4 protein-coding genes (1 of these 4 running past the window's edge) are annotated in these 23146 nt (G+C 73.7%); all 4 read right to left on the bottom strand.

Annotated elements, in window-relative coordinates:
• Tightly spaced (each overlapping or abutting the next), the 4 genes in view from ABD808_RS15485 to ABD808_RS15470 form a layout consistent with a single transcriptional unit that may run on beyond the window.
• Positions 1–821: the 5' portion of an ABC transporter ATP-binding protein gene (locus ABD808_RS15485; protein ID WP_344896588.1), read on the bottom strand. 937 nt of this gene lie to the left of the window's left edge; only the first 821 of its 1758 coding nucleotides appear in the window; the start codon lies at positions 819–821; its stop codon lies off the left edge, out of view.
• Complete coding sequence (locus tag ABD808_RS15480; protein ID WP_344896585.1) at positions 814–2484, bottom strand: ABC transporter ATP-binding protein; 1671 nt, start codon at positions 2482–2484, stop codon at positions 814–816. The genes ABD808_RS15485 and ABD808_RS15480 overlap by 8 nt, the downstream gene beginning before the upstream one ends.
• On the bottom strand, positions 2481–12350 hold the full coding sequence (locus tag ABD808_RS15475; RefSeq protein WP_344896582.1) for an amino acid adenylation domain-containing protein: 9870 nt from the start codon (positions 12348–12350) through the stop codon (positions 2481–2483). Before ABD808_RS15475 ends, ABD808_RS15480 begins: the two co-directional genes overlap by 4 nt.
• The gene (locus ABD808_RS15470) at positions 12347–23146 is read right to left on the bottom strand and encodes an amino acid adenylation domain-containing protein (RefSeq protein WP_344896579.1); all 10800 of its coding nucleotides are present in this window, start codon (positions 23144–23146) and stop codon (positions 12347–12349) included. Before ABD808_RS15470 ends, ABD808_RS15475 begins: the two co-directional genes overlap by 4 nt.

Raw genomic sequence — 23146 nt, 5'->3', positions numbered from 1 at the left:
GAGCCGAGGCCGAGCAGCGTGGCGAGCGCGGCGCCCTCGATGAGGCTGACCAGTTCGAGGTTCGCCTCGACGCGGGCGGTGCGGCGCGCGGCGGCGACGACGGCGCGGTTCTCCCGCCGGACGCGGCCGAGCCAGGTCGGCAGCGCCCCGCTGGTCTGGAGCAGTTCCCGCGCGGTCAGGGTCTCGGTGAGGGTGGCGGCGACGGTCGTCTCCGCCGCGGCCTGCCCGCCGAACGCCTCCTCGGCACCGCGCTGGAAGACGCGGATCGCGAGCAGCGACGGCGGCACGAACACGACGGCGAGCACGAGCGTGAGCAGCCACGAGTACACGACGAGGGTCACGGAGGTGAGCAGCAGCGTCGCGGACACCACCACAAGGTTCGGCAGGTCGCGCCGGACGAACTGGGCCAGCGCCGTCACCTCGCCGGTGGTGCGGCGCAGCAGGTCACCGGTCCGGTGGGCCTCCAGGAACCGCAGCGGCGCGTGCGCGAGCCGGTGCACGGCCTGGTCGCGCAGGTCCCGGATGACGCGCTCACCGGCGCGCATCAGCAGCAGCTCGCTCCAGCGGGCCAGCGCGATCTGCGCGGCGACCACGGCGGCGAGGACGAGCACCGTCACCGTGACCGCGCCCCGGTCGTGGGCGACGATGGCGTCGGCGGCGCGGCCGACGAGCGGCGGCAGCGCGGCGGCGCACATGGCGCAGCCCAGCACGACCAGCAGCGTCCCGGTGAGGATGGCGCGGTGCGGCCGAAGATAGGGCAGGACGCGGCGGAAGATGTGCCGCTCCGGGGCCCGTTCGGCGAGCCGGACGACCTCAGCCACTGCGCTCCCCTTCCGTCCCCGGCAGGTCGATGACGCGGTCGGCGGCCTTCAGGACCGCCGTCCGGTGGGTGACGAACACGACGGACGTGCCCGGGTCGCGACGGGCGAGCCGGTCCAGGATCCGCTGCTCGGTGCCGGTGTCGAGCGCGGAGGTGACGTCGTCGAGGAGCAGCACGCCGCCGGGGCGTTCACCGGCGCGCAGGAACGCGCGGGCCAGCGCCAGCCGCTGCACCTGGCCGCCCGACAGGCTCGATCCGCCCTCGCCGAGTTCGGTGTCGTAGCCGCCGGGGAGGGCCATGACGTCGTCGTGGACGCAGGCGTCCCGGCACGCCCGCTCCAGCGCCGCCTGGTCGGCGTTTCCGCCGAGGCGCAGATTGTCGGCCACCGTCCCCGACAGCAGGACGGGCCGCTGCGGGACGACGACGAGCGCGGCGCGCAGGCCGTCCAGCCCGAGGCGGCGCAGGTCGGTGCCGTCCCAGGCGACGGTCCCGGAGGCGGGGTCGTCGAGGCGGGCCAGCAGCCGCAGCAGCGTCGACTTGCCGGACCCGGTCGGCCCGGTCACCACGACGAACTCGCCGGGCTCGGCGCTCACGTCGAACGGGCCGAGCGCCTCGCGGTCGTGGTGCCGGGCGGTCACCGCCGAGGCCGTGAGCGTCCCACGCGGGGCGGCCGGGACGGGGTCGGCGGGTTCGGTGACGGACGGCCGCAGCGCGAGGATCTCCTCCACGCGGCGTGCCGCGACGGCGGCGTTGCCCCGGTCGACGAGCCTGTCGACGAGCACGGTCACGGCGATGGTGAACGTGCCCATCCAGACGGTGAACGCGACGAGGCCGCCGACGGTGATGCGTCCGTCCAGCGCGGCGAACCCGCCGAGCCCCACCCCGGCCGCGATGGCCAGCCGGGGGACGGCGGGTCCGAGCGCCGCCCACGCCGACTGGATGCGGGCGACGTCCCCGGTGAGCCGTTCCACCTCGGCGCTGTGCGCGTGGTGGCGGTCCAGCAGGACGGGCCCGCCGCCGATGCCGCGCACGGCGGCACCGGACGACAGCAGATCCTCGACGGCGTCGGCGCGGTCGGCGTGCGCGCGGGAGAGCCGGTCCCCCGCCCGCTCGTACGGGCCGGGGAACGTCATGTTGACGGCGGCGAGCAGCGGCACGATGAGCAGGGTGACGACGAGCAGCGCCGTGTCGAGCGCGGCGACGCTCGGCAGGACGATCACGAACGTGGTGGTGATGACCGCCCACCCCGGCAGCCCGTAGACCCACATCCGGATCTGGTCGATGTCACGGGTGGCGCGCGTCGCGAGGTCACCGTGCCCGTATCCGGCGAGGGCCGCCCGGTCGAGCCGGGCGAGGTGCGCGGTGAGCCGGTCCCGCAGGGCGGCGCCGGTCCGCGCCTCCGCCATCCGCGCCTGCCACTGCCACAGCGCCACCGCCACGAAGTGCACGGTCGCGAGCCCGGCGGCGGCGAGCGCCCACCGCGTCGTGGCGCCGGGGTCCTCGGCGACGACGCCGTCGTCGAGGGCGTGCTGCACGCACCACGGGATCGCGAGCAGCGTCGCCTGCCGGACGACGCCGCCGCCGGTGGCGGCCGACAGGTTCCGCCACTGGTCGCGGACGCAGGAGCGCAGCAGCGCGGACATCCTCCTTTTCGGCGCGGTCATCGGCGCTCTCCGAGTTCGGCGGCGAGGAGGGTCCCGATCGCGGCGATCGGGACGGGATCGAGCATGCCGTGGTGATCGCAGTCGATCCGGTGTTCACGGACGCGGCCGGTGAGGTTCGGCGCCCACAGCGCCGGGCTGAGGGTGGCGTCGGCGGTCGCGGTGAAGCAGACGGCGTCGCCGTCGAACACGGCGAAGCCGAGCGGCAGCGTCAGCGACTCGTGGACGGTGTCGGCGACCCGGGCCAGCGTCGCGGCGTCGAACGCGGACATGGGCCCGCCACCCGCCGCGATGAGAGCGGCCGCCTCGGCGAGGGTCGCGGCGGGTGTTCCGGGGTGCCCGGCGAGGCGCAGCAGGAACCGGGCGGAGTCGCTCTCGGTGACGTCGGCGGGGTCGGTCTCGTCGCGGGGGTAGGCGTCCAGCAGGGCGAGCAGGGCGACGTCCCGGCCCGCGGCCTGGAGCGCGGTCGCGGTCGCGTGCGCGAGCTGGCCGCCGTACGACCAACCGAGCAGGCGGCACGGCCCCTCTGGCTGGACGGCCTGGATGCGCGCCGCGTAGTGGCGTCCGAGATCGGCGATCGACGCGGCGGGCACACAGGCGCCGCCGAGCCGGGGCGCCTGGAGCCCGTACAGTGGCACGTCGGCCGGGAGGTACTCGGCGAGCCCCGCGTAGTTCCAGGTCAGCCCGGTCGTCGCGGGCAGGCAGAACACAGGTGTGCCCGTGCCGGGGCTCAGTGTGAGCACCGGGTCGAACGGCCCGGTGCTGGCGCCCGCGTCGGGTGGCGCGTCGGCGACGGCGACGGCGAGCGCGGCGACGGTCGGCGCGGTGAGGACGGCGCCGACCGGCAGCCGGACGCCGAGCACCGTCCGCACCCTGCCGACCAGGCGCATCGCCAGCAGCGAGTGGCCGCCGAGGGCGAAGAAGTCGTCGTCGGCCCCCACGTCCTCGACGCCCAGCACGTCGGCGAAGATCGCGCAGAGGGACGTTTCCAGGGGGGTGCGCGGCGGCCGGGACGCGGCGACGGGTTCCGGGTCGGGCAGCGCGCGCCGGTCGAGCTTGCCGTTGACGGTCAGCGGCAGCTTGGGCAGCACGGCGTACGCGCCGGGGACCATGTGCCTCGGCAGGTGGACGGCGAGCGCGGCCCTGACCGCCGCCGTGTCGAGTTCGGCGCCCGCGACCGCCACCAGGTAGGCGACCAGGCGTTTGAGCCCGCGATGCTCGCCCGCGACGACGGCCGCCTGCGCGATGTCCGCGCGTTCGGTGAGCGCGGTGTCGATCTCGCCGAGTTCCACCCGATAGCCGTTGATCTTGATCTGGTCATCGGTGCGCCCGAGGTAGTCGATGAGCCCGTCAGAGCGCCAGCGGACGAGGTCGCCGGTGCGGTACATCCGCTCCCCCGGACTCCCGAACGGGTCGGCGACGAACCGTTCAGCGGTCAGATCGGGACGGTTGAGGTAGCCGCGCGCCATGCCGATCCCGGCGATGTACAGCTCGCCGGGGACACCGACCGGGACCCGGCGCATCCGCTCGTCCAGGACATGGGCGCGGGTGTTCCAGATCGGACGTCCAACCGTGGACGTGGCGCTGTCGGTGGTGCCGCCGCCAAGGGTGTTGATCGTGTATTCGGTAGGCCCGTACAGGTTGTAGCCGAGGACGCGGTCGGCTTCCCGCAGCTCCGTCCAGAGGGTCTCCGGAACGGCTTCTCCGCCGAGGAGGACGAGCGGGGGCCTGGGGTCGTCGAGCAGCCCGCGATCCAGCAGTTCCCGAGCGTAGGACGGGGTGATGTTGATGACGTCGATGCGATGCTCGGCGCAGTACCCGGTCAGAGCGTCGGCGTCGCGCCGTACCTCCTCGTCCAGGACATGCACCTCATGGCCTTCGACCAGCCACAACAGCTCTTCCCACGACATGTCGAACGAGAACGACACCGTATGCGCGATCCGCAGCCGACGCCCACCCTCAGCCTCCACCACCGGAGCGAAAATCGCCTCCCGATGATTGAACTGCATATTCGTCAAACCCCGATACGGCGTCACCACACCCTTCGGACGCCCCGTCGAACCCGACGTATAAATCACATACGCCGGACAATCCAAACCCACCTCCACCATGACCGGACCATCCGACAACCCCGCCAACTCAGCCACCGTCTCCGGATCGTCCAGCACAACGGTCTGCGCCGCCTTCGGCAGCACGTCTTCCAAGGCTCGGGTGGTGACCAGGCACAGCGGCCGGGCGTCCTCCATCATGAAGGCGAGCCGCTCGGCCGGGTAATCAAGCTCCAACGGCAGATAGGCCGCGCCCGTCCGCAACACCGCGAACAACGCCGCCACCATGTCAGCCGAACGCGGCAACCCCAACGCCACCACCGACTCCGGACCCGCACCACGCGCGATCAACAACCGCGCCAAACGATTCACCCGAGACGACAACTCCCCATACGACACACGCTCAGCACCAAACACCAACGCCGTCACACCCGGCGTCCGCACCGCCTGCTCCTCCAACAGATCCGCGATCGTCACGTCCGGCACCGGGCGCGCCGTGGCGTTCCATCCGGCGATGAGGTTGGTTTCGGCGGTGGTCGCCAGGTCGACGTCGCCCACCGGGCGGGCCGGGTCGGCGGTGACCTGGTCGAGGAGCGCTTCGAGGCGGGCGAGGAGCAGGTGGGCCGTGGACTCGTCGAAGAGGTCGGCGGCGTACTCCAGCTCGAACTCGATGCCTTCGCCGCCCGTGTACTCGATGACGTTGAAGTCCAGGTCGAACTTGGCGGCGGCGGTGCCGTACGGCTCGGCCGTGGTCGGCAGGTCGAAGAGGCCCTCACCGCCGTCGGCCGGGATGTTGCGGTAGCCGAGCATGACCTGGAACAGCGGGTGCCGAGCGGGTGAGCGCGGCGGGTTGAGGGCCTCCACGAGCCGTTCGAACGGCATGTCCCGGTTCGCGAACGCGGCCAGGTCGAACTTCTTCACCCGGTCGACGAGTTCGGCGAACGTCGGGTCACCGGACACGTCGACGCGCAGCACCAGCGTGTTGACGAAGAACCCGACGAGGTTCTGGAGGGCGTCGTCGTCGCGTCCGGCGGAGGGGCTGCCGAGCGGGACGTCGTCGCCCGCGCCGAGCCGGTGCAGCAGCGCGCCGACGGCGGCCTGCATCACCATGAACGTGGTGGCGCCGGTGCTCGCGGCGAGCTCCAGGACCCGCGCGGCGACAGGGGCGGGCAGCACCCGCTCGACGGTCCCGCCCCGGTAGCGGGCGACGGCGGGCCGGGGCCTGTCGGCGGGCAGCGCCAGCTCCTCGGGGACGCCGTCGAGGACGTCCTTCCAGAACGCGGCCTGCCGCCCGAGAAGGCTCTCCGGGTCGGCGGGGTCGCCGAGCAGGTCGGCCTGCCAGAGCGTGTAGTCGGCGTACTGGACGGGCAGCGGCGCCCAGTCTGGGGCGCGGCCGTCGCGGCGGGCCTCGTACGCGGCGGTCAGGTCGTCAAGGAAGCCGCGAACCGACCATTCGTCCCCGGCGATGTGGTGGAACAGGAACACCACGACCTGGTGGCCGGGTCCGAGCCGCAGCACGCGGGTCCGCAGCGGGGCCTCGCGGTCGAGCGCGAACCGGTACTGGACGGCGGCGTCAACCTCGGCGCGGACCTGCTCCTCGGTGACGTCGGCGATTTCCAGCACGGTTTCGGCGTCGTCCAGGATCCGCTGGTAGGGGACGCCGTCGTGCTCCGCGTACACCGTGCGGAGGGTCTCGTGCCGGGTCATCACGTCGCCGACCGCGGCGCGCAGCACGTCCAGGTCGAGGTCTCCGTCGAGCCGGAGCACGACCGGGATGTTGTAGGCGGCCGTCCCGTCGCCGAGTTGGTGCAGGAACCACAGCCTGCGCTGCGCGTACGACAGCGGGATGCGGCCGGGCCGGGGGCGCGGGACCAGGTCCGGACGGGCGTCGTCGCGGACGGCGGGCGCGGCGCGGGAGGCGAGCCCGGCGACGGTGCGTTCCTCGAACAGGTCGCGGATGGCGAGCTGCACGCCGAGCGCGGCCCGCGCCTTGGTGATGAGCCGGGTGGCGAGCAGCGAGTGCCCGCCTAGCGCGAAGAAGTCGTCGTCGGCGCCGACGGACGGCACGCCGAGCACCTCGGCGGCCAGGCGGCACAGCGCCTCCTCCTCGGGCGTGGCGGGTGGACGTCCGCCGGACGCGGCGCCGGTGTCGGGGGCGGGCAGGGCGCGGCGGTCCAGCTTGCCGTTGGTGGTGAGCGGCAGCCGGTCCAGCGCCATGATCGTCGCGGGGATCATGTGCTCGGGCAGGGCGGCGCGCAGCCGGTCGCGCAGCAGCGCGGGCAGCGTCCCGGCGGCCCGGGACCGGCTGGGCTCGTTGGTGGGGACGGGCGGCGCGGCGGCGGTCCGGACGCCGCCGAGCGGCCCGGCGCCGACGGGCGGGACGGCGGGCAGGAACAGGGCGTCCAGGGTGTCGTCGGCGTCGCCCCAGGTCACGACGGTCCGCAGGCCGTGGCGGTCGCCGAGGTCGTGCAGGTCCTCGGGGTCGACGCCGCCGGGCGCGCTGAGGGCGCGGAGCGCGGCGGCGGCCGTCGCGTCGTCGGCGAGGGCTCGGCGTGCGGCGCTCTCCCCGACCATTCGGGCGTTCGGCACGTTCGTGACGCGGACCGGCGCCGCGCCGGTGGCGAGCCGTCCGGCCAAGTCGTCGATGTCGCGGACGTCCGCCGCCCAGGCGAGCGCGGGCAGCGCGGACACGTCGGTGACGGGTCCAGTGTGCAGGACGGCGTCGAACCGGTGCCGGGTCAGCTCGTTGCGGGCCCGTCCGCGCCGTACCCGCACGTCCACGCCGGTGACTCCCGGCAGGTCCAGCGTCGCGGCGAAGGCCGGGTCGACAAGGAGTTCCTTCTCCAGCAGCAGCGCGCGGTCGGCGGCGGCGCGCAGGGCGGGGGCCTCCGCGCCCGCCCCGACCCGGGCGAGCTGGATCGCGGTGTGGAAGCAGCGGGCGCCGCGCAGGTTCCGCAGGTCGCCCACGAAGATCGCGCCGCCGGGTGCGAGCAGGTCGAGCGCGCCGCGCAGGACGTCGGTGAGGTAGGCGGCGCTGGGGAAGTACTGCGCGACGGAGTTCAGCACGATCGTGTCGAAGTGGCCGCGCGGCAGGCCGGTGAGGTCGTGGGCGGGCGCGGCGCGGAGCGTGACCCGTCCGGCGAGGGACGGCTCCGCCGCGACCTGGCCGCGCAGCGTCTCGATGAGCGGGGCGGACAGGTCGGTCGCCCAGTAGTCCTCGGCGTCCGGCGCGAGCCGGGACATCAGCAGCCCGGTCCCGACGCCCAGTTCGAGGACGCGGCGCGGGCGCAGCGCGCGGATCGCGGCGACGGTGGTGTCGCGCCATTCGCGCATCTCGTCCACGGGGATCGGCGCGCCGTCGTAGCTGGACGTCCAGCCGACGAAGTCCGCGCCGAACGCGTCGGCCGGGCCCTGCCCGTACTGGGCGTCGTACACCTCGCGCCACTCGCCGACCTGGTCGAGGTCGCCCGCGCCGTCGTCGCCGGTGGGCGCGGGGACGACGTAGCCGACCAGGCGTTTGGTCTCGCCGGTCTCGCGGACGACGACGGCGGCCTGCGCGACCTCGGGGTTGCGGGTCAGCGCGTCCTCGATCTCGCCCAGCTCGACGCGGTACCCACGGATCTTGATCTGGTCGTCGGTGCGGCCGAGGTAGTCGATGAGCCCGTCGGAGCGCCAGCGGACGAGGTCGCCGGTGCGGTACATCCGCTCGCCCGGCCTCCCGAACGGGTCGGCGACGAACCGTTCAGCGGTCAGGCCGGGGCGGTTGAGGTAGCCGCGCGCCATCCCGATCCCGGCGATGTAAAGCTCACCGGGCGTTCCGACCGGGGCGGGACGCAGCCAGGGGTCGAGAACGAGCGCCTTGGTGTTCCAGATCGGACGTCCGACCGTGGACGTGGCGCTGTCGGTGGTGCCACCGCCGAGCGTGTTGATCGTGTATTCGGTCGGCCCGTACAGGTTGTAGCCGAGCACGCCGTCCGTGTCGCGCAGGGTCGTCCACAACGCCTCGGGGACGGCCTCGCCGCCGAGCAGGACGAGCGGCGGCCGATGCCGGGCGGCGTCCAGCAACCCGAAGTCGATGAGTTCCTGCGCGTAGGACGGCGTGATGTTGATGACGTCGATGCGATGCTCGGCGCAGTACCCGGTCAGCGCATCCGCATCACGACGCACTTCCTCGTCCAGGACATGCACCTCATGGCCTTCGACCAGCCACAACAGCTCTTCCCACGACATGTCGAACGAGAACGACACCGTATGCGCGATCCGCAGCCGACGCCCACCCTCAACCTCCACCACCGGAGCGAAAATCGCCTCCCGATGATTGAACTGCATATTCGTCAAACCCCGATACGGCGTCACCACACCCTTCGGACGCCCCGTCGAACCCGACGTATAAATCACATACGCCGGACAATCCAAACCCACCTCCACCATGACCGGACCATCCGACAACCCCGCCAACTCAGCCACCGTCTCCGGATCGTCCAGGACGACCACCTGCGGAGCCCCCGGGAGCGTCGGCGCCACCGCAGCGGTCGTCACCAGACACACCGGCCCGGCGTCGTCCACCATGAACGCGAGCCGCTCGGCCGGGTAATCAAGCTCCAACGGCAGATAGGCCGCGCCCGTCCGCAACACCGCGAACAACGCCGCCACCATGTCAGCCGAACGCGGCAACCCCAACGCCACCACCGACTCCGGACCCGCACCACGCGCGATCAACAACCGCGCCAAACGATTCACCCGAGACGACAACTCCCCATACGACACACGCTCAGCACCAAACACCAACGCCGTCACACCCGGCGTCCGCACCGCCTGCTCCTCCAACAGATCCGCGATCGTCACGTCCGGCAGCGGACGCTCGGTCGTGTTCCAGCGCTCCAGGACGGTCGCCCGTTCGTCCGAGGTGAGGACGTCCAGTGCGGCGAGCCGTGTGCCGGGTGCGTCGACGAGCCGTTCGAGCAGGCCGATCACGCGCGCCGACATCGCTTCAACGTCGGCGCGTTCGTAGACGTCCTGCCGGTACTTCCATTCGAACGACAGTTCGCCCGCGACGTTGGTGGTGAACGACAGCGGGAAGTGGGTGGCGTCGAGGATGTCGACCTCGTCGATGCCGAAGTGCTCGGTGAGCCGGTCCCGGGCGGTGTCGTCGACGGGGGTGTTCCGGACGACCTGCAACGTGTCGAACAGTTGCGGCGTCCCGGCCGCGCGCTGGATCTCGGCGAGGCTGACATGGTGATGCGGCAGCAGCGTCGCCTGCTCGGCCTGTGACCGGGTCAGGAAGTCGAGCAGCGTCTCGTCGGGACGCGGCCGCACCCGGACCGGCACGGTGTTGAGGAACAGGCCGATGGTGTTCTCGATGCCGGGGATCTCGGCGGGACGGCCGGAGACCGTCGCGCCGTACACGACGTCGTCGCGGCCGGTGAGGGACGCCAGCAGCAGGCTCCACACGCCGCCGACGAGGGTGTTGAGGGTGAGGCCGTGGCGGCGGCCGAAGTCGCCGAGCCGCGCGGCGAGGTCGTCGTCGACCCGGGTGAGGACCATGCCGGGCAGGGCGGCGCCGCGCAGCGTGTGGCCGGGCGCGACGAGGGTCGGTTCGGTGACGCCGTCGAGGGTGGCGGCCCAGGCGCGGGCGCTGTCGGCGGTGTCGCGGCCGTCGAGCCATTCCAGGTACTGGCGGAACGGGACGGTCGGCGGGACGGCGTCAGGTTCGCGGGCGAGGTCGAGCAGTTCCCGCACGACGAGGCCGGACGACCAGCCGTCCCACAGCAGCGTGTGGTGCGTGACGATGATCCGCTGCCGGTCGTCGGCGAGCCGCACGGCCGTCAGGCGGATCAGCGGCGGTTCGGTGAGGTCGAAGCGTTCGGCCTGGTCGGCGTCCATGAGCGCGTCGAGCGCCTCGGGGCCCTGACCGCGCAGGTCGACCTCGCGGAACGGCATCGGCATGGCGGGCGCCACGACCTGGACGGGACGGCTGAGCCCGTCCTGCACGAAACCCGCACGCAGGTTGGCGTGCCGGGCGAGGAAGGCGTCCCCGGCGGCGCGCAGCGCGGCGGCGTCGAGGGGGCGGCGCACGTCCACGACGAGCTGGGTGACGTAGAGGTCGCGGCCCGACGTGTCGTAGGTGGACTCGAACAGCAGCCCGGCCTGGAGCGGCGACAGCGGCAGCACGTCTTCGGCGTCCGGGCGGAGGAGAGCCCGTTCGGCGGCGGTCAGCTCGACCAGGGGACGGTCGGCGGGCGCGGCCGTGTCCGGGTCGTCGTCCATGGCGGTGACGGCCTCGGCGAGGGCTGCGACGGTGCGCAGCTCGAACACCTGCCGCGTGGTCAGGTTCAGCCCGGCGGCGCGGGCCCGCCCGACGAGCGTGATGGACACGATGCTGTCGCCGCCGAGCGCGAAGAAGTCGTCGCCGGCGCCGATGTCGGGCTCGTCGAGGACGTCCGCGAACAGCTCCGCGAGCACCGCCTCGCGTCCTTGCGCGGGCGTCCGGTACGGCGCCGCCACGACGTCCGGGAGGGTGATCGGCGCGACGGGTTCGCCGAGCGCGGGCAGCGCGGGGACGGCCCCGTCCGGGTCGGCGGCGAAGTGGCGCAGCAGGAGCGTGAGGCGGTCGGCGAGGAGCGCGGCGAGCGGCTCGTCGACGGCACCGGTGCGGTGCGCGAGGATCAGGCCCAGCGTGCCGTCCCCCGGCTGGACGGTGAGCGCGAGCGGGAAATGCGTGGCGTCGCGGGCGCCGAGCCCGGTGCGCGTGAGCCCGGCGGCGGTGAGCGTGGAGGCGTCGCCCAGGTAGTTCTCGAACGCCAGCAGCGTGTCGAACAGCGGGCCGGTGCCGGGGACGTCGGCGGCGCGGCGGATGTCGGCGAGGCCGAGGTAGTGGTGGTCGAGCAGCCGGACCTGTTCGTCCTGGACGGCGCGCGCCAGGTCGCCGAACGTGTCGCCCGGCCGGGCGGGCCGCACCCGGACGGGCACGGTGTTGATGAACAGGCCGATCATGTCCTCGACGCCGTCCAGGTCGGCGGGCCGCCCGGCGACCGTCGCGCCGAACACGACGTCGGACGTCCCGGCGAGCGCGCCGACGGTGAGCCCCCACGCGACCTGGACGACGGTGTTCACGGTCACTCCGGCACGCGCGGCTGCGGCGGTGAGCGCGGCGGCCGTCCCGTCCGGAAGATCGGCGGGCAGTTCGCACAGCTCCCCACCGGCGTTGGCGGAGTCGATGAGGACCGGCCCGGGCAGCCCGCGAAGCGCCTCCCGCCATGCCTGCGCCGCCTTGCCCGGGTCCTGTTCGCCCAGCCACAGCAGGTGGTCGCGGAACGGGCGGGCCGGGGGCGGCGGCGTCCCGTCGTAGCAGGCGAACAGCTCGCGCAGCAGCACCGGGATCGACCAGCCGTCGATGAGCAGGTGGTGCGCGGTCACGACGAGCCGGTGCCGCGACGGGTCGGCGGAGGCGAGCGCGAACCGGATCAGCGGCGGGCCGGTCACGTCGAACGGGGTGGCCCACTCGCGTTCCAGCACGGCGTCCAGGTCGGGTTCGGTGGTCGCGGTGAACGGGGTGCCGATGTCGGCGGGGACGAACTGCACGGGCTCGTCGAGGTCCTCGAACCAGAACCCGGCCCGCAGGTTCGGGTGGCGGCGCAGCAGCGCGGCGACGGCGTCTTCGAGGCGCGCCGTGTCGACCGTCCCGGCGAAGTCCAGATGGGCCTGGACGGTGTAGACGTCGTGTTCGGCGTCGTCGTACAGGGCGTGGAACAGCAGGCCGCGCTGGAGCGGCGACAGCGGGAGGACGTCCTCCAGCAGGGGTCCGGGCGATTCCTCGGTCACGTGCGTCGGCTCCTCAGCAGGGATTCCAGCCGGTCGATCTGCCGCTGCGGCAGCGACACCATCGGCAGGTCGGACGGGGTGCGGCCGCCCGCGGCGGGATCGGCGGCATGGCGGGCGAGGGCGGCGAGGGCCGCCTGCCAGCCCGCGCCGAGCCGGGCGGCGGCGTCGCGGTCGAGCAGGCGGGACGGCCAGGTCAGCTCCAGACGCAGCCCGGCGCCGGACGGTGCCTCGGCGCCGATCTCCAGCGGATAGGGGGCGGGCAGGTCGGGGTGCGGTGCCCGGGACAACGACTCGGACTCGGCGGCGTGCGGCCAGTGCTCGTCCCCACCGGTGCCGGTGCCTGCGCCGTCGACGCGGCCCCGGTAGTTGAAGAGGATCTGCGGACGGGCCGCGTCCGCCAGTTCGCGGGCCGTCCGCGCGTTGAGGTGGCGGAGCAGGCCGTGGCCGAAGCCGTGGTCGGAGGCGGCGCGCACCTGTTCCTTGACCGTCTTGAGCAGGTCGCCGGTGGCGTCCGGGGCGAGGCCGCCGAGGTCGAGCCTCACCGGGTGGACGGTCGTGAACCAGCCGACCGTGCGGGACGGGTCGGTGCCGTCGAGCAGATGCCGTCCGTGCCCTTCGAGATCGACGAGCAGCCACGGGTCGCCCGGCCGCCATCGCACGACGGCCATGGCCAACCCGGCGAGCAGGACGTCCTCGGCGCCGCAGTGGTAGAGACGCGGCAGCTCACCGAGAAGCGCCTGCGCCTCCTCTTCGGGCACGGTGACAACAAGGCTCTCCTGGGTGGCCGCCGTGTCGGTGGACGGGTCCGGGAGCCGCGAGGTGAGCGGGGCGTCCGGTGCGGCGAGGCTCTTCCAGTACGGGAGTTCCGCCACCCGGGCCCCATCGTGGGCCTCGGCCAACAGCCGGTGCGCCCACGCCCGCAGGGACGTCCCGCCGGTGGGCGGCGGCGGGACAGGCTCGTCGGAGATCGCGGCCTCCCACGCGGCACGCAGGTCGGGCAGGAGCGTCCGCCACGACACGGCGTCAACGGCCAGGTGGTGGACGCAGAGCAACAGCCGCCCGGCGGTCCCGGGTCCGGTGTCGAAGAAGGCGGCCTGCACGACCTCCCCGGCTTCCGGGTCGAGCCGGTCGGCAGCGGCCTCCGATTCCGCCGCGACGAGCGCGTCGAGGTCGGCCCCGGCGGCGTCCACCCGCCGAACGTGCACTGGCACGGTGCCGGGCGCGGTCACGGTGAGAGCCCAGACTCCGCTGGACGTGTCGAGCCGGAGGCGCAGTGCGTCGTGACGGTCCACGAGGCTCCGCACGGCGCTGGTCAGCGACGCGGCGTCCGCCCGCATCGGCGTGCGCAGCAGCACCGCTTGGTGGAACCGGCCGATCGGCCCGCCGAAGTCGGCGAACCAATGCATCACGGGCAGCGGCGGCAGCGACCCGACCGGGGCGAGGGCCGCGCCTTCTTCGCGCTGAGACTCCTCGCGACGCGCGACCGTGGCGAGCGCGGCGGGCGTGCGGTGCTCGAAGACATCCTGGGGTTTGATGCGCAGCCCGGCCTTGCGAGCCCTGGCGACGACCTGGATGGACAGGATGCTGTCGCCGCCCAGCCCGAAGAAGTCCTGGTCGGCGGCGACCTCGTCCAGGCCGAGCACCTCGGCGAACACGCCCGCGAGCAGCGCCGTCCGGTCATCGGCGACCGGCTCTGGACGGGCGGGGCGCTCCGGGCGGGCACGCGAACGGGTACGGCGCACGGGGGCGGGGAGGGCCTTGCGGTCGAGCTTCCCGCTGGACGTCAGCGGGAACTCGGCGAGGGGCACGAAGTCGTCCGGCACCAGGTGCGCGGGCAGCCGTTCGGCCAGCGCGGCGCGTAGTCCGGCGACGTCGAGCCCGTCCGGTGTGAGGTAGGCGACCAGCCTGCCGCTGCCGGGGCCGTCATGCCGGACGACGACCGCGACGTCTCCCACCTCGGGCAGCGCGCGCAGCGCCGCCTCGATCTCGCCGGGCTCGATGCGCAGTCCGCGCAGCTTGACCTGGTGGTCGGTGCGGCCGAGGTACTCCAAGTGACCGTCAGAGTTCCACCGCACCAGGTCGCCCGTCCGGTACATCCGGTCGCCCGGCGCCCCGGACGTGTCGGCGACGAACCTCTCCGCGGTGAGCCCGGCCCGGTTCAGGTAGCCGCGCGCGAGCTGGACGCCCGCCAGATACAGCTCGCCGGGCACGCCCACGGGCACGGGACGCAGCCGCGCGTCGAGCACGCGCACCCGGGTGTTCCACACGGGCGCGCCGATCGGGATCGTCGCCGCCCCCGGCCGGTACTCCCAGTGGGTGACGTCCACGGCCGCCTCGGTCGGCCCGTACAGGTTGTGCAGCGGCACCGGCAGGACGGCGCGCGTCGCGGCGGCCGTGTCGGCGGGCAGCGCCTCGCCGCTGGTGAAGACACGGCGCAGGCTCCGGCAGCGCGGCACGTCCGGGTCGGTGAGGAACGCCTTCAGCATCGACGGGACGAAATGCACGGTCGTCACGTCGCGGCCGCGGATCAGCCCGGCGAGGTATCCGGGGTCGCGGTGCCCGCCGGGTTCGGCGAGAACGACCGACGCGCCCTCGCACAGGGCCCAGAAGAACTCCCACACCGACACGTCGAACGTCGCGGGCGTCTTCTGAAGCACGCGGTCGTCGGCGAGCAGCCCGTACTCGGCCTGCATCCAGGCGAGCCGGTTGACGATCGCCCGGTGCGACACGACCACACCCTTGGGCCGCCCCGTCGAACCCGACGTGAAGATCACGTAGGCGGCGTCATCGGGCCGCGCCCGCCCCGGCGCGGCGGGCGAAGCGTCCCGCACGAACAACCCGGGCACGCCGCCCGGCGCGAAGCCGTCCAGGCCGCCGGGGTCGTCGGCGAGGAGCGCGACGGCGTCCGCGTCACCGACGAGACCGGCGCGGCGGGCGGGCGGGTCGTCGAGGTCGAGCGGCAGATACGCGGCACCTGACTTGAGCACGGCCAGCAACGCCGTCATGAGACGGGTGGAGCGGGGCAGGGCGACCGCGACGACCCGGTCCGGCCCGACGCCGCGTGCGCGCAGCTCGGCGGCGAGGGCGTCGGCGCGGGCGTGGAGGTCGGCGTAGGTGAGGGTCTCGTCCTCGAACAGGACGGCGGGCGCGTCGGGGGTACGGGCGGCCTGCGCCTCCAGCCGGTCGGTGAGGGTGCCGTCCGGGACGTCATGGCGCGTGTCGTTCCACGCGCCGTCGATCAGGGCCCGTTCGGCGGGGGTCAGCGCGTCGGCGGCGGACAGCGGCGCGTCCGGGTCGGCGACGAGCCGTCCGGCCAGCGTCTCGAACCGTTCGGCGACGGCCTGGACGGTCGACGCCTCGAACCGCGACGTGGCGTAGATGAGGGTCAGGTCGGTGCCGTCGTCCCGCTCCCGGACGGAGAACGCCAGGTCGAAGCGGGCTGTGGAGTACGCGCCGTCCTCCAAGGCCGTGTGAAGCCCGAACACCGCACCGTCGTCGCCGGTGTCGCGGTGGTGCAGCACCATCACCTGGAACAGCGGGTTGCGGCCGGTGACGCGCTCGTGGTCGGCGATCTCGACGAGCCGCTCGAACGGCAGGTCGCGGTGGTCGAGCAGGGCGAGCTGCTCGGCGCGCACCCGTCCCACCAGGTCGGCGAACGAGGCGTCCTCGGTCAGGCCGACCCGCAGGACCACCGTGTTGACGAACAGGCCCGCGACGTCGTCCAGCACGGCGTCGGACCGGCCCGTGACCGGCACTCCGAGGGGGATGTCGGAGCCGCCGCCGAGCCGTCCCAGCAGGACGGCCGCGACCGCCTGCCAGACCATGAACGGCGTCGCCCCGGTGGCGCGCGCAAGCCGTGCGACGTCGCGGTGCAGGCCGTCGGGCAGCGTGACCTGGACCGCGTCGCCCGCCCCGTCCGGCCGCGCGGGACGGGGACGGTCGGCGGGCAACGCGATCTCCTCGGGCAGCCCGGCAAGCCTCGCCCGCCAGAACGCGGCCTGCCGTTCACCCTCCGGCCCTGCCAGTAGGCCGGACTGCCACATCGTGTAGTCGCGGTAGGTGACGGGCAGCGGCGCGAAGTCCGGTGCCCGGCCCGTGGTGCGGGCGCGGTAGGCGGTGTCGAGGTCGCGGATCAGCACGTCCTCGGACCACTGGTCGCCCGCGATGTGGTGGAGCGCCACCGAGAGTAGCCAGGAGGACGTCCCGTCGCCCAGCCGGTACAGCACGCTCCGCACCGGGGGGTCGGTCGTCAGAGTGAACCGGGTCGCCTGGGCCGCGTCGACGAGTGCGGGCACGTCCTCCAGATCAGCATCGGCGATCCGGAGCATCGGCCCGGCTGGCAGCACCTCCTGGTAGGGGACGCCGTCCACGTCGGGGTAGACGGTCCGCAGGATCTCGTGCCGCTCGACCAGATCGTCCCAGGCGGCACCTAGGGCGGCCACGTCCAGGTCGCCGTCGATGCGGATGGCGAACGGGATGGTGTAGGCGGTGTCCGTCTCGTCCAGGCGGTGCAGGAACCAGAGCCGCGCCTGCGCCGCCGACAGCGGCACCCGCTCCGGGAGCGGCCGCGCTGCGGGCACGAGGGCGGGCCGGGTGGACGGCCCCGCCGCCCGCCGGATCAGACCCGCCGGGGTGGGGGCGTCGAAGAGGTCACGGATGGCCACGTCGGTACCGAGCAGCGCGCGGATCCGGCCGACGAGGCGGGTGGCGAGCAGCGAGTGGCCGCCGAGCGCGAAGAAGTCGTCGTCCGGACCTGCCGGGACGCCGAGCACGTCGGTGAAGGCCGCGGCGACCAGTTCCTCACGCGCGTCCCGCGCCACCCGCTCCCCCGCCGTCGCGACGGCGGACGGCTCGGGCAACGCGGCGCGGTCGAGCTTGCCGTTCACGTTCAGCGGCAGTTCGGGCAGTACGACCACGGCGGCCGGGACGAGGTGCCCCGGCAGGGTTTTCGTCAGCGCGTCCCGCAGCGCGGCGCCGTCGAGCCACTCGGGGGCCACGTAGCCGACGAGCCGCCCGTCGCGGACCACGACGGCGGCGCGGACGACGCCCGGCAGCGCGGCGAGCGCGGCCCCCGTCTCGCCCGGTTCCACTCGGAACCCGCGGATCTTGACCTGGTCGTCGGTGCGGCCGAGGAACTCCAGCGTCCCGCCGGACAGCCGCCGGACCAGATCACCGGTCCGGTACATCCGCTCGCCCGGCCGCCCGGACGGGACGGCGACGAACCGTTCCGCCGTAAGTCCCGGCCGGTTCAGATAGCCGCGCGCGATGCCGTCGCCAGCGAGATACAGCTCGCCCGCGACACCCTCCGGGACGGGCCTGAGCAGACCGTCCAGCACATGGATCCGGGTCCGGGCGATGGGACGGCCGACGACCGGCCCCGGGGACGCGGCGAGGTCGGCGCCGAGCGCGTCCACGGTGTATTCGGTGGGGCCGTAGAAGTTGTGGCCGAGGACGCCGTCCGCGTCGCGCAGCCGCGTCCACACCGGCTCGCCGACCGCCTCGCCGCCGAGGAGCAGCAGGCGCGGGGGCGCCTTCTCCAGCAGCCCCCACGCGAACAGTTCCACCGCGAACGACGGGGTGACGTCGAGAGTGTCGATGGCCTGGTCTGCGCAGGCCGCCACCACCGCCTGCGGGTCGCGGCGCGTCACGTCGTCGAACAGGTGCAGTTCATGCCCGCAGATCAGCCAGAGCAGCTGTTCCCACGACGAGTCGAACGCGAACGACGCGGTGTGCGCGGCCCGCAACCTCCGCCCGTCGGCGGCCTCAACAGCCCGCGCGAACACCGTGGAGCCGTGGTGGGCGAGCATCACACCCAGCCCCCTATGCCCGACGAGCACGCCCTTGGGGCGGCCGGTCGACCCGGAGGTGTAGATGACATAGGCGAGCTGATCAGGCTCGGGCGTGACGCGCGGATGCGGCGCGGCCCCGGCGATCTCAGCCGGGACCAGGTCGGCCTCCGTCAGGACGCAGACGGGCGCGGCGTCCTCGATCGTCAGCTGGAGCCGTTCGGCGGGATGGTCCAGGTCGAGCGGCAGGTACGCGGCGCCCGTCTTGAGGACGGCGAACAGCGCGACGACGAGATCGGCGGTGCGCGGCAGCGCGAGCGCCACGATGCGTTCGGGCCCGGTGCCGCGTCCGGCGAGCACGGTGGCGAGCCGGGCCGCGCGGTCGTCCAGCTCGGCGAACGTCAGCCGCTCGGCTCCGGCGACAACGGCGACCGCGTCCGGGGTGGCGTCGACCTGCCGGTGGAAGGCGGTCAGCACGTCCGGGACGTCTCCCGGCAGTTCGGTCGCGTTCACCTGCGCGAAGTCGCCGCGCTCCCCCGGCGTGAGGAGGTCGGCGCGTCCGGCGGTGAGCCCGTCATCGACGAGGAGCTGCGCGACGACGGAGCGGAGGCGTTCGGCGACCGCCTCCACCATCCCGGCGGGCAACAACTCCGGCCGATGCTCCAGGACGGCCTTCAGATCAGCGCCCGGCAACACCACCAGGGCGAGCGGGTAGTGGGTGAAACCGCTGTAGCCAACACCGGTGACCTGCGGTTCATCCGGCCCCTTTCCCTGTGGGGGGACGACCCCCCACACCCCCCGGGACTGCCCGTTGAGATCCTCGCCCGCAGGATCGTTCTCGAAAACGAGGAGGGTGTCGAACAGCGTGCCGCCCGGCCCGGCCGCCGCCTGGATCTCCGCGAGCCCCAGGTAGGCGTGGTCGACGAGCGCGGCCTGCTCGGACTGGAGACAGGCGAGCGCAGAGGGAAGCGGCAGCTCCGGGTCGAGCCGCACCCGCACCGGCACGGTGTTGGTGAACAGCCCGACCATCCGCTCGACGCCGTCGAGGTCGGACGGCCGCCCGGACACGGTCGTGCCGAAGACCACGTCGGTCCGTCCGGTGAGGCCACCGAGGACCAGCGACCACACGCCCTGCAAGACGGTGTTCAGGGTGAGCCCGTGGCGGCGCGCGTACGCGGCCAGTTCGGCGCCCGGCAGCGGACACGTCAGCTCGGCGGCCCGTCCCGGTGCGGCCCGGCCGGTGTCGGCGGTGAGGAGGGTCGGCTCGTTCAGTCCGGCGAGGGCGTCCCGCCAAGCGGTGGCCATCGCTGTGGTGTCACGGCCCGCGAGCCACCCCAGATACGACCGGTACGGGACGGCCTCGGGCAGGGTCTCACCCCGGTAGAGGGCCATCAGCTCGCGCAGGAACGTCGGCGTGGACCAGCCGTCCATGATCAGGTGGTGGCTCGTCACGATGAGGCGGTGCGAGCGCGGACCCGTCCGGACGAGCAGGCAGCGCAGCAGCGGCGGCCGGGCCGGATCGAACCGGAACGCCAGCTCCTCCTCAGCCAGTGCGGCGAGCCGGGCCGCGCGCTCCAACCCGCCGAGCGCGGACAGGTCGGCCTCCCGCCAGTCCGGCGTGGCCTCCGCCGCGACGAGTTGGAGCGGACGGTCGAGCCCCTCGTGGACGAACCCGGCGCGGAGCCCGTCATGCCTGGCCAGCAGCGCCGTCATGGCTGCGCGGAGGGCGGCGGCGTCCAGGTCGCCGTCCAGATCGACGTGGACGAGCGAGGTGTAGACGTCGGCCTCGTCCGGCGCGTACGCGGCGTGAAAGAGCAGCCCCTCCTGGAGCGGGGACAGCGGCAGCACGTCGACCGTGCCGGGGTGGCGGGCGAGCAGCGCGTCCAACTCGGCGCCGTCCAGGTCGACGAGCGGAGCGTCCGAGGCTGACGACACCGACCGGTCAACAGGCTCCGCTTCCGTGATCGTGGACGCGACGAGCGCGACGGCGGCGGCCGTCTTGTGGTCGAAGATGTCGCGGACCGCGATCGTCAGACCGTGCCGCCGGACCCGCGTGGCCACCTGGATGGCGGTGATGCTGTCGCCGCCGAGCGCGAAGAAGTCGTCGTCCGCGCCGACCGACCCGAGCCCGAGGACGTCCGCGAACACGCCGCACAGCGCCTCCTCCCGCTCGGTGCGGGGGGCGCGTCCGGACGCGGCGAAGTCCGGGTCGGGCAGCGCGCCGAGGTCGATCTTGCCTCCGGCGGTCAGCGGGAGCGCGTCCAGCACCACGACGGCGGCGGGGACGAGCGCGGCGGGCAGCAGTTCGGCGGCGCGCGCACGCAACCCGTCCGGATCGAGGGGCCCGGCGCCGGTCACATAGGCGACGAGACGTCCGTCCCGCGCGACGGCGAGCGCGCGGGCGACGCCCGGCTCCCCGATGAGCGCGGCCTCCACCTCGCCGGGTTCGACCCGATGCCCCCGGATCTTCACCTGCCGGTCGGCGCGGCCCGCGAACTCCAGCGTCCCGTCGGCGGTGCGGCGCACCAGGTCGCCCGTCCGGTACATGCGGTCGCCTGGCGCTCCGGACGGGTCCGCGACGAACCGTTCCGCCGTCAGGGCGAAGCGGCCCCGGTACCCACGGGCGAGCCCGGGGCCGGACACGTACAGCTCGCCGAGGCCGCCCGGCGGTACGGGCCGCAGCGCGGCGTCGAGCACCTGGGCCCGGGTCCCGGCGATCGGCGTCCCGATGGACGGACGCTCATGGTCGCCGACGCGGGCGCCGAGCGCGTCCACGGTGTATTCGGTCGGCCCGTAGAAGTTGTGGGCGAGCAGTCCGGGAACGTCGCGCAGCCGCGCCCACAGCTCGGCCGTGGCCGCGTCGCCGCCGAACACCAGCAGCCGGGGCCGCCGCTCCGGGTCGTCGATCAGGCCCGCGTCCAGCAGTTCCAGCGCCATCGCCGGGGTGACGTCCAGGACGTCGTAGCCCCGGGACGCCAACGTCAGCGGTTCGCGGACCTCCCCATCCCCGACCAGGTGCAGCTCGTGGCCCGCGAACAGATAGAGGAACGAGTCCCAGGAGGAGTCGAACGCGAACGAGAAGGTGTGCGCGACCCTCAGCCGCGCGCCGTCCGGCGCGGCGTCGGCCATGACCGTGCCCAGATGGTCGTCGAACAGGTTGACCAGGCCACGATGGGTGACCTCCACGCCCTTGGGCTCCCCGGTCGACCCGGAGGTGTAGAGCACATACGCGAGCTGCTCGGGCCCGGGCGCGTCCGGCAGCGGACCAGCCTCAGACGCGACGCCCTCGTCCGCCCGGACGACCGGAATGCCCGCCGGAGCCGAGAACGAGCCGTCCGCGATGACACACATCGGGTCGGCCTCCGCCAGCACCCGGGCCATGTGCGCGGCCGGACGGTCGGCGTCGACAACGAGATAAGCGGCGCCCGACTTCAACACACCGAGCAACGCGACGACGAGATCAGCATCACGGGGCAACGCGACAGCGACGATCCGCTCCGGCCCCGCGCCCCGGCTCCGCAACAGCCGGGCCAGCCGGTTCGCGCGCACGTCCAGCTCACCGAAGGTCAGGCTCCCCGACGCGGCAACGAGTGCGACGGCGTCCGGGGTACGGGCCGCCTGCCGCTCGAAGACCCGGGTCAATGGCTCGCGGGGCGGGTCGATCACCGGCCCGGTCAGCGGGGCGCGCTCGTGCGGCAACGCGACGTCCAACCGGCCGAGCGGAGCGTCCTGGGCGGCGGCGAAATCGTGCAGGAACCCCAGGAAGCGGTCGCGGTGACCGCGCAGCGCCTCCGGCGTGTGCGCGTCGGGGTTGGCGTCGAACTCGAACGTCAGCGCCCCGGACCGCTGGTAGACGCTGACCTCCAGGTCGTCGACGGGACCGGCGGCGAGGTTGAAGGCATGTCCGGTCGCGGGACCGAACCGCAGCTCATACGTGAAGGGCTTCAGGTTCAGCCCCGGCCCGGTCAGCCGCCGGTCGGAGCCGACGAGTCCGAGATCGCGCTGAAGCTCCTCGCTGCGATACCGCTGATGAGACCGCACCCGCGCGATCCCCGACGCCGCCTCCGCGACCAGCGCCCCTGGCGTCCCACCGGACCGGACGGGCACGACCAGCGGCAGGATGTTGACCATCATCGCGGGAACACGCGCGGACCTGGTGCCGACCCGTCCCATCAAGGGCAGGCCGAGGACGACGTCGTCCACACCCGTGACCCGGTGCGTGTACGCGGCGAACGCGGCGGTCACGAGGTCCGCCCACGTCGAGCCGCCCGCCTTCGCGGCGGCCATCACGGCGGCGTTCGTCGCGTCGGGCGCCGCGACCCGTTCCCGCAGGAACGTGTGCGCGGCCGGACGCGGAACGCCGCTGAGCGACACCGGGTCGGGCGCCGCCCCCCGGTACGCGGCCCAGAACTCCCGGTCGGCCGCCTGCTCCGCCGACCCCGCGTAGGCCGCCTCCTCGTCCAGCAGCACGCCCAACGGCTGGAAAGGGCACGGCGGCGCCTCCGCACCACCGACCGCCGCGCTGTACAGCTCCGCCGCCCGACGCGTGATCAGCGTGACGGAGTAGCCGTCGGTCAGCAGGTGGTGGTAGCGCTGATACCACAGGTGCTCGTCCGGGCCGACCTCGAACAGCACCTGCGTTCCGAGGACGTCCCCGGTGAGGTCGGCGGGACGGGCGAGGTCCGCCCGCATCCACGCGTGCGCGGCCGCCGCCGGGTCCGCCTCCCCGCGCACGTCGACGATTTCGACGCGCCACGGCCGACCCGCCCCCAGGATCTGCGACGGCACGCCCGTCCCGTCGGTGAAGCGGACGCCGAGCGCGTCCACCTCGCCGAGCGCGCGGGCGACCGCCGCGCGGAACGCGGCGGTGTCCAACGGGCCGCTCACCTCGACGTACTGGCTGACATTGAAGCCCGGATGGGCGGGGTCGATACGTTGCGCGTACCAGACCCCCTTCTGGGCCCCCGTCAGACCGAGGGTGGTCGCTCCTGGAGTGGCCGGTTCGGACAT

The organism is Actinomadura meridiana, assembly GCF_039537545.1.
GTDB classification, from domain to species: domain Bacteria; phylum Actinomycetota; class Actinomycetes; order Streptosporangiales; family Streptosporangiaceae; genus Spirillospora; species Spirillospora meridiana.
The sequence above is the reverse complement of the archived record's forward strand: the minus strand, read 5'-3'. Positions and strand labels throughout refer to the sequence as shown.

What these genes read in the sequence shown, in the direction of transcription:
- ABD808_RS15480 (WP_344896585.1), bottom strand. Translation starts at nt 2,484, where the DNA reads ATGACCGCGCCGAAAAGGAGGATGTCCGCGCTGCTGCGCTCCTGCGTC.
- ABD808_RS15470 (WP_344896579.1), bottom strand. Translation starts at nt 23,146, where the DNA reads ATGTCCGAACCGGCCACTCCAGGAGCGACCACCCTCGGTCTGACGGGG.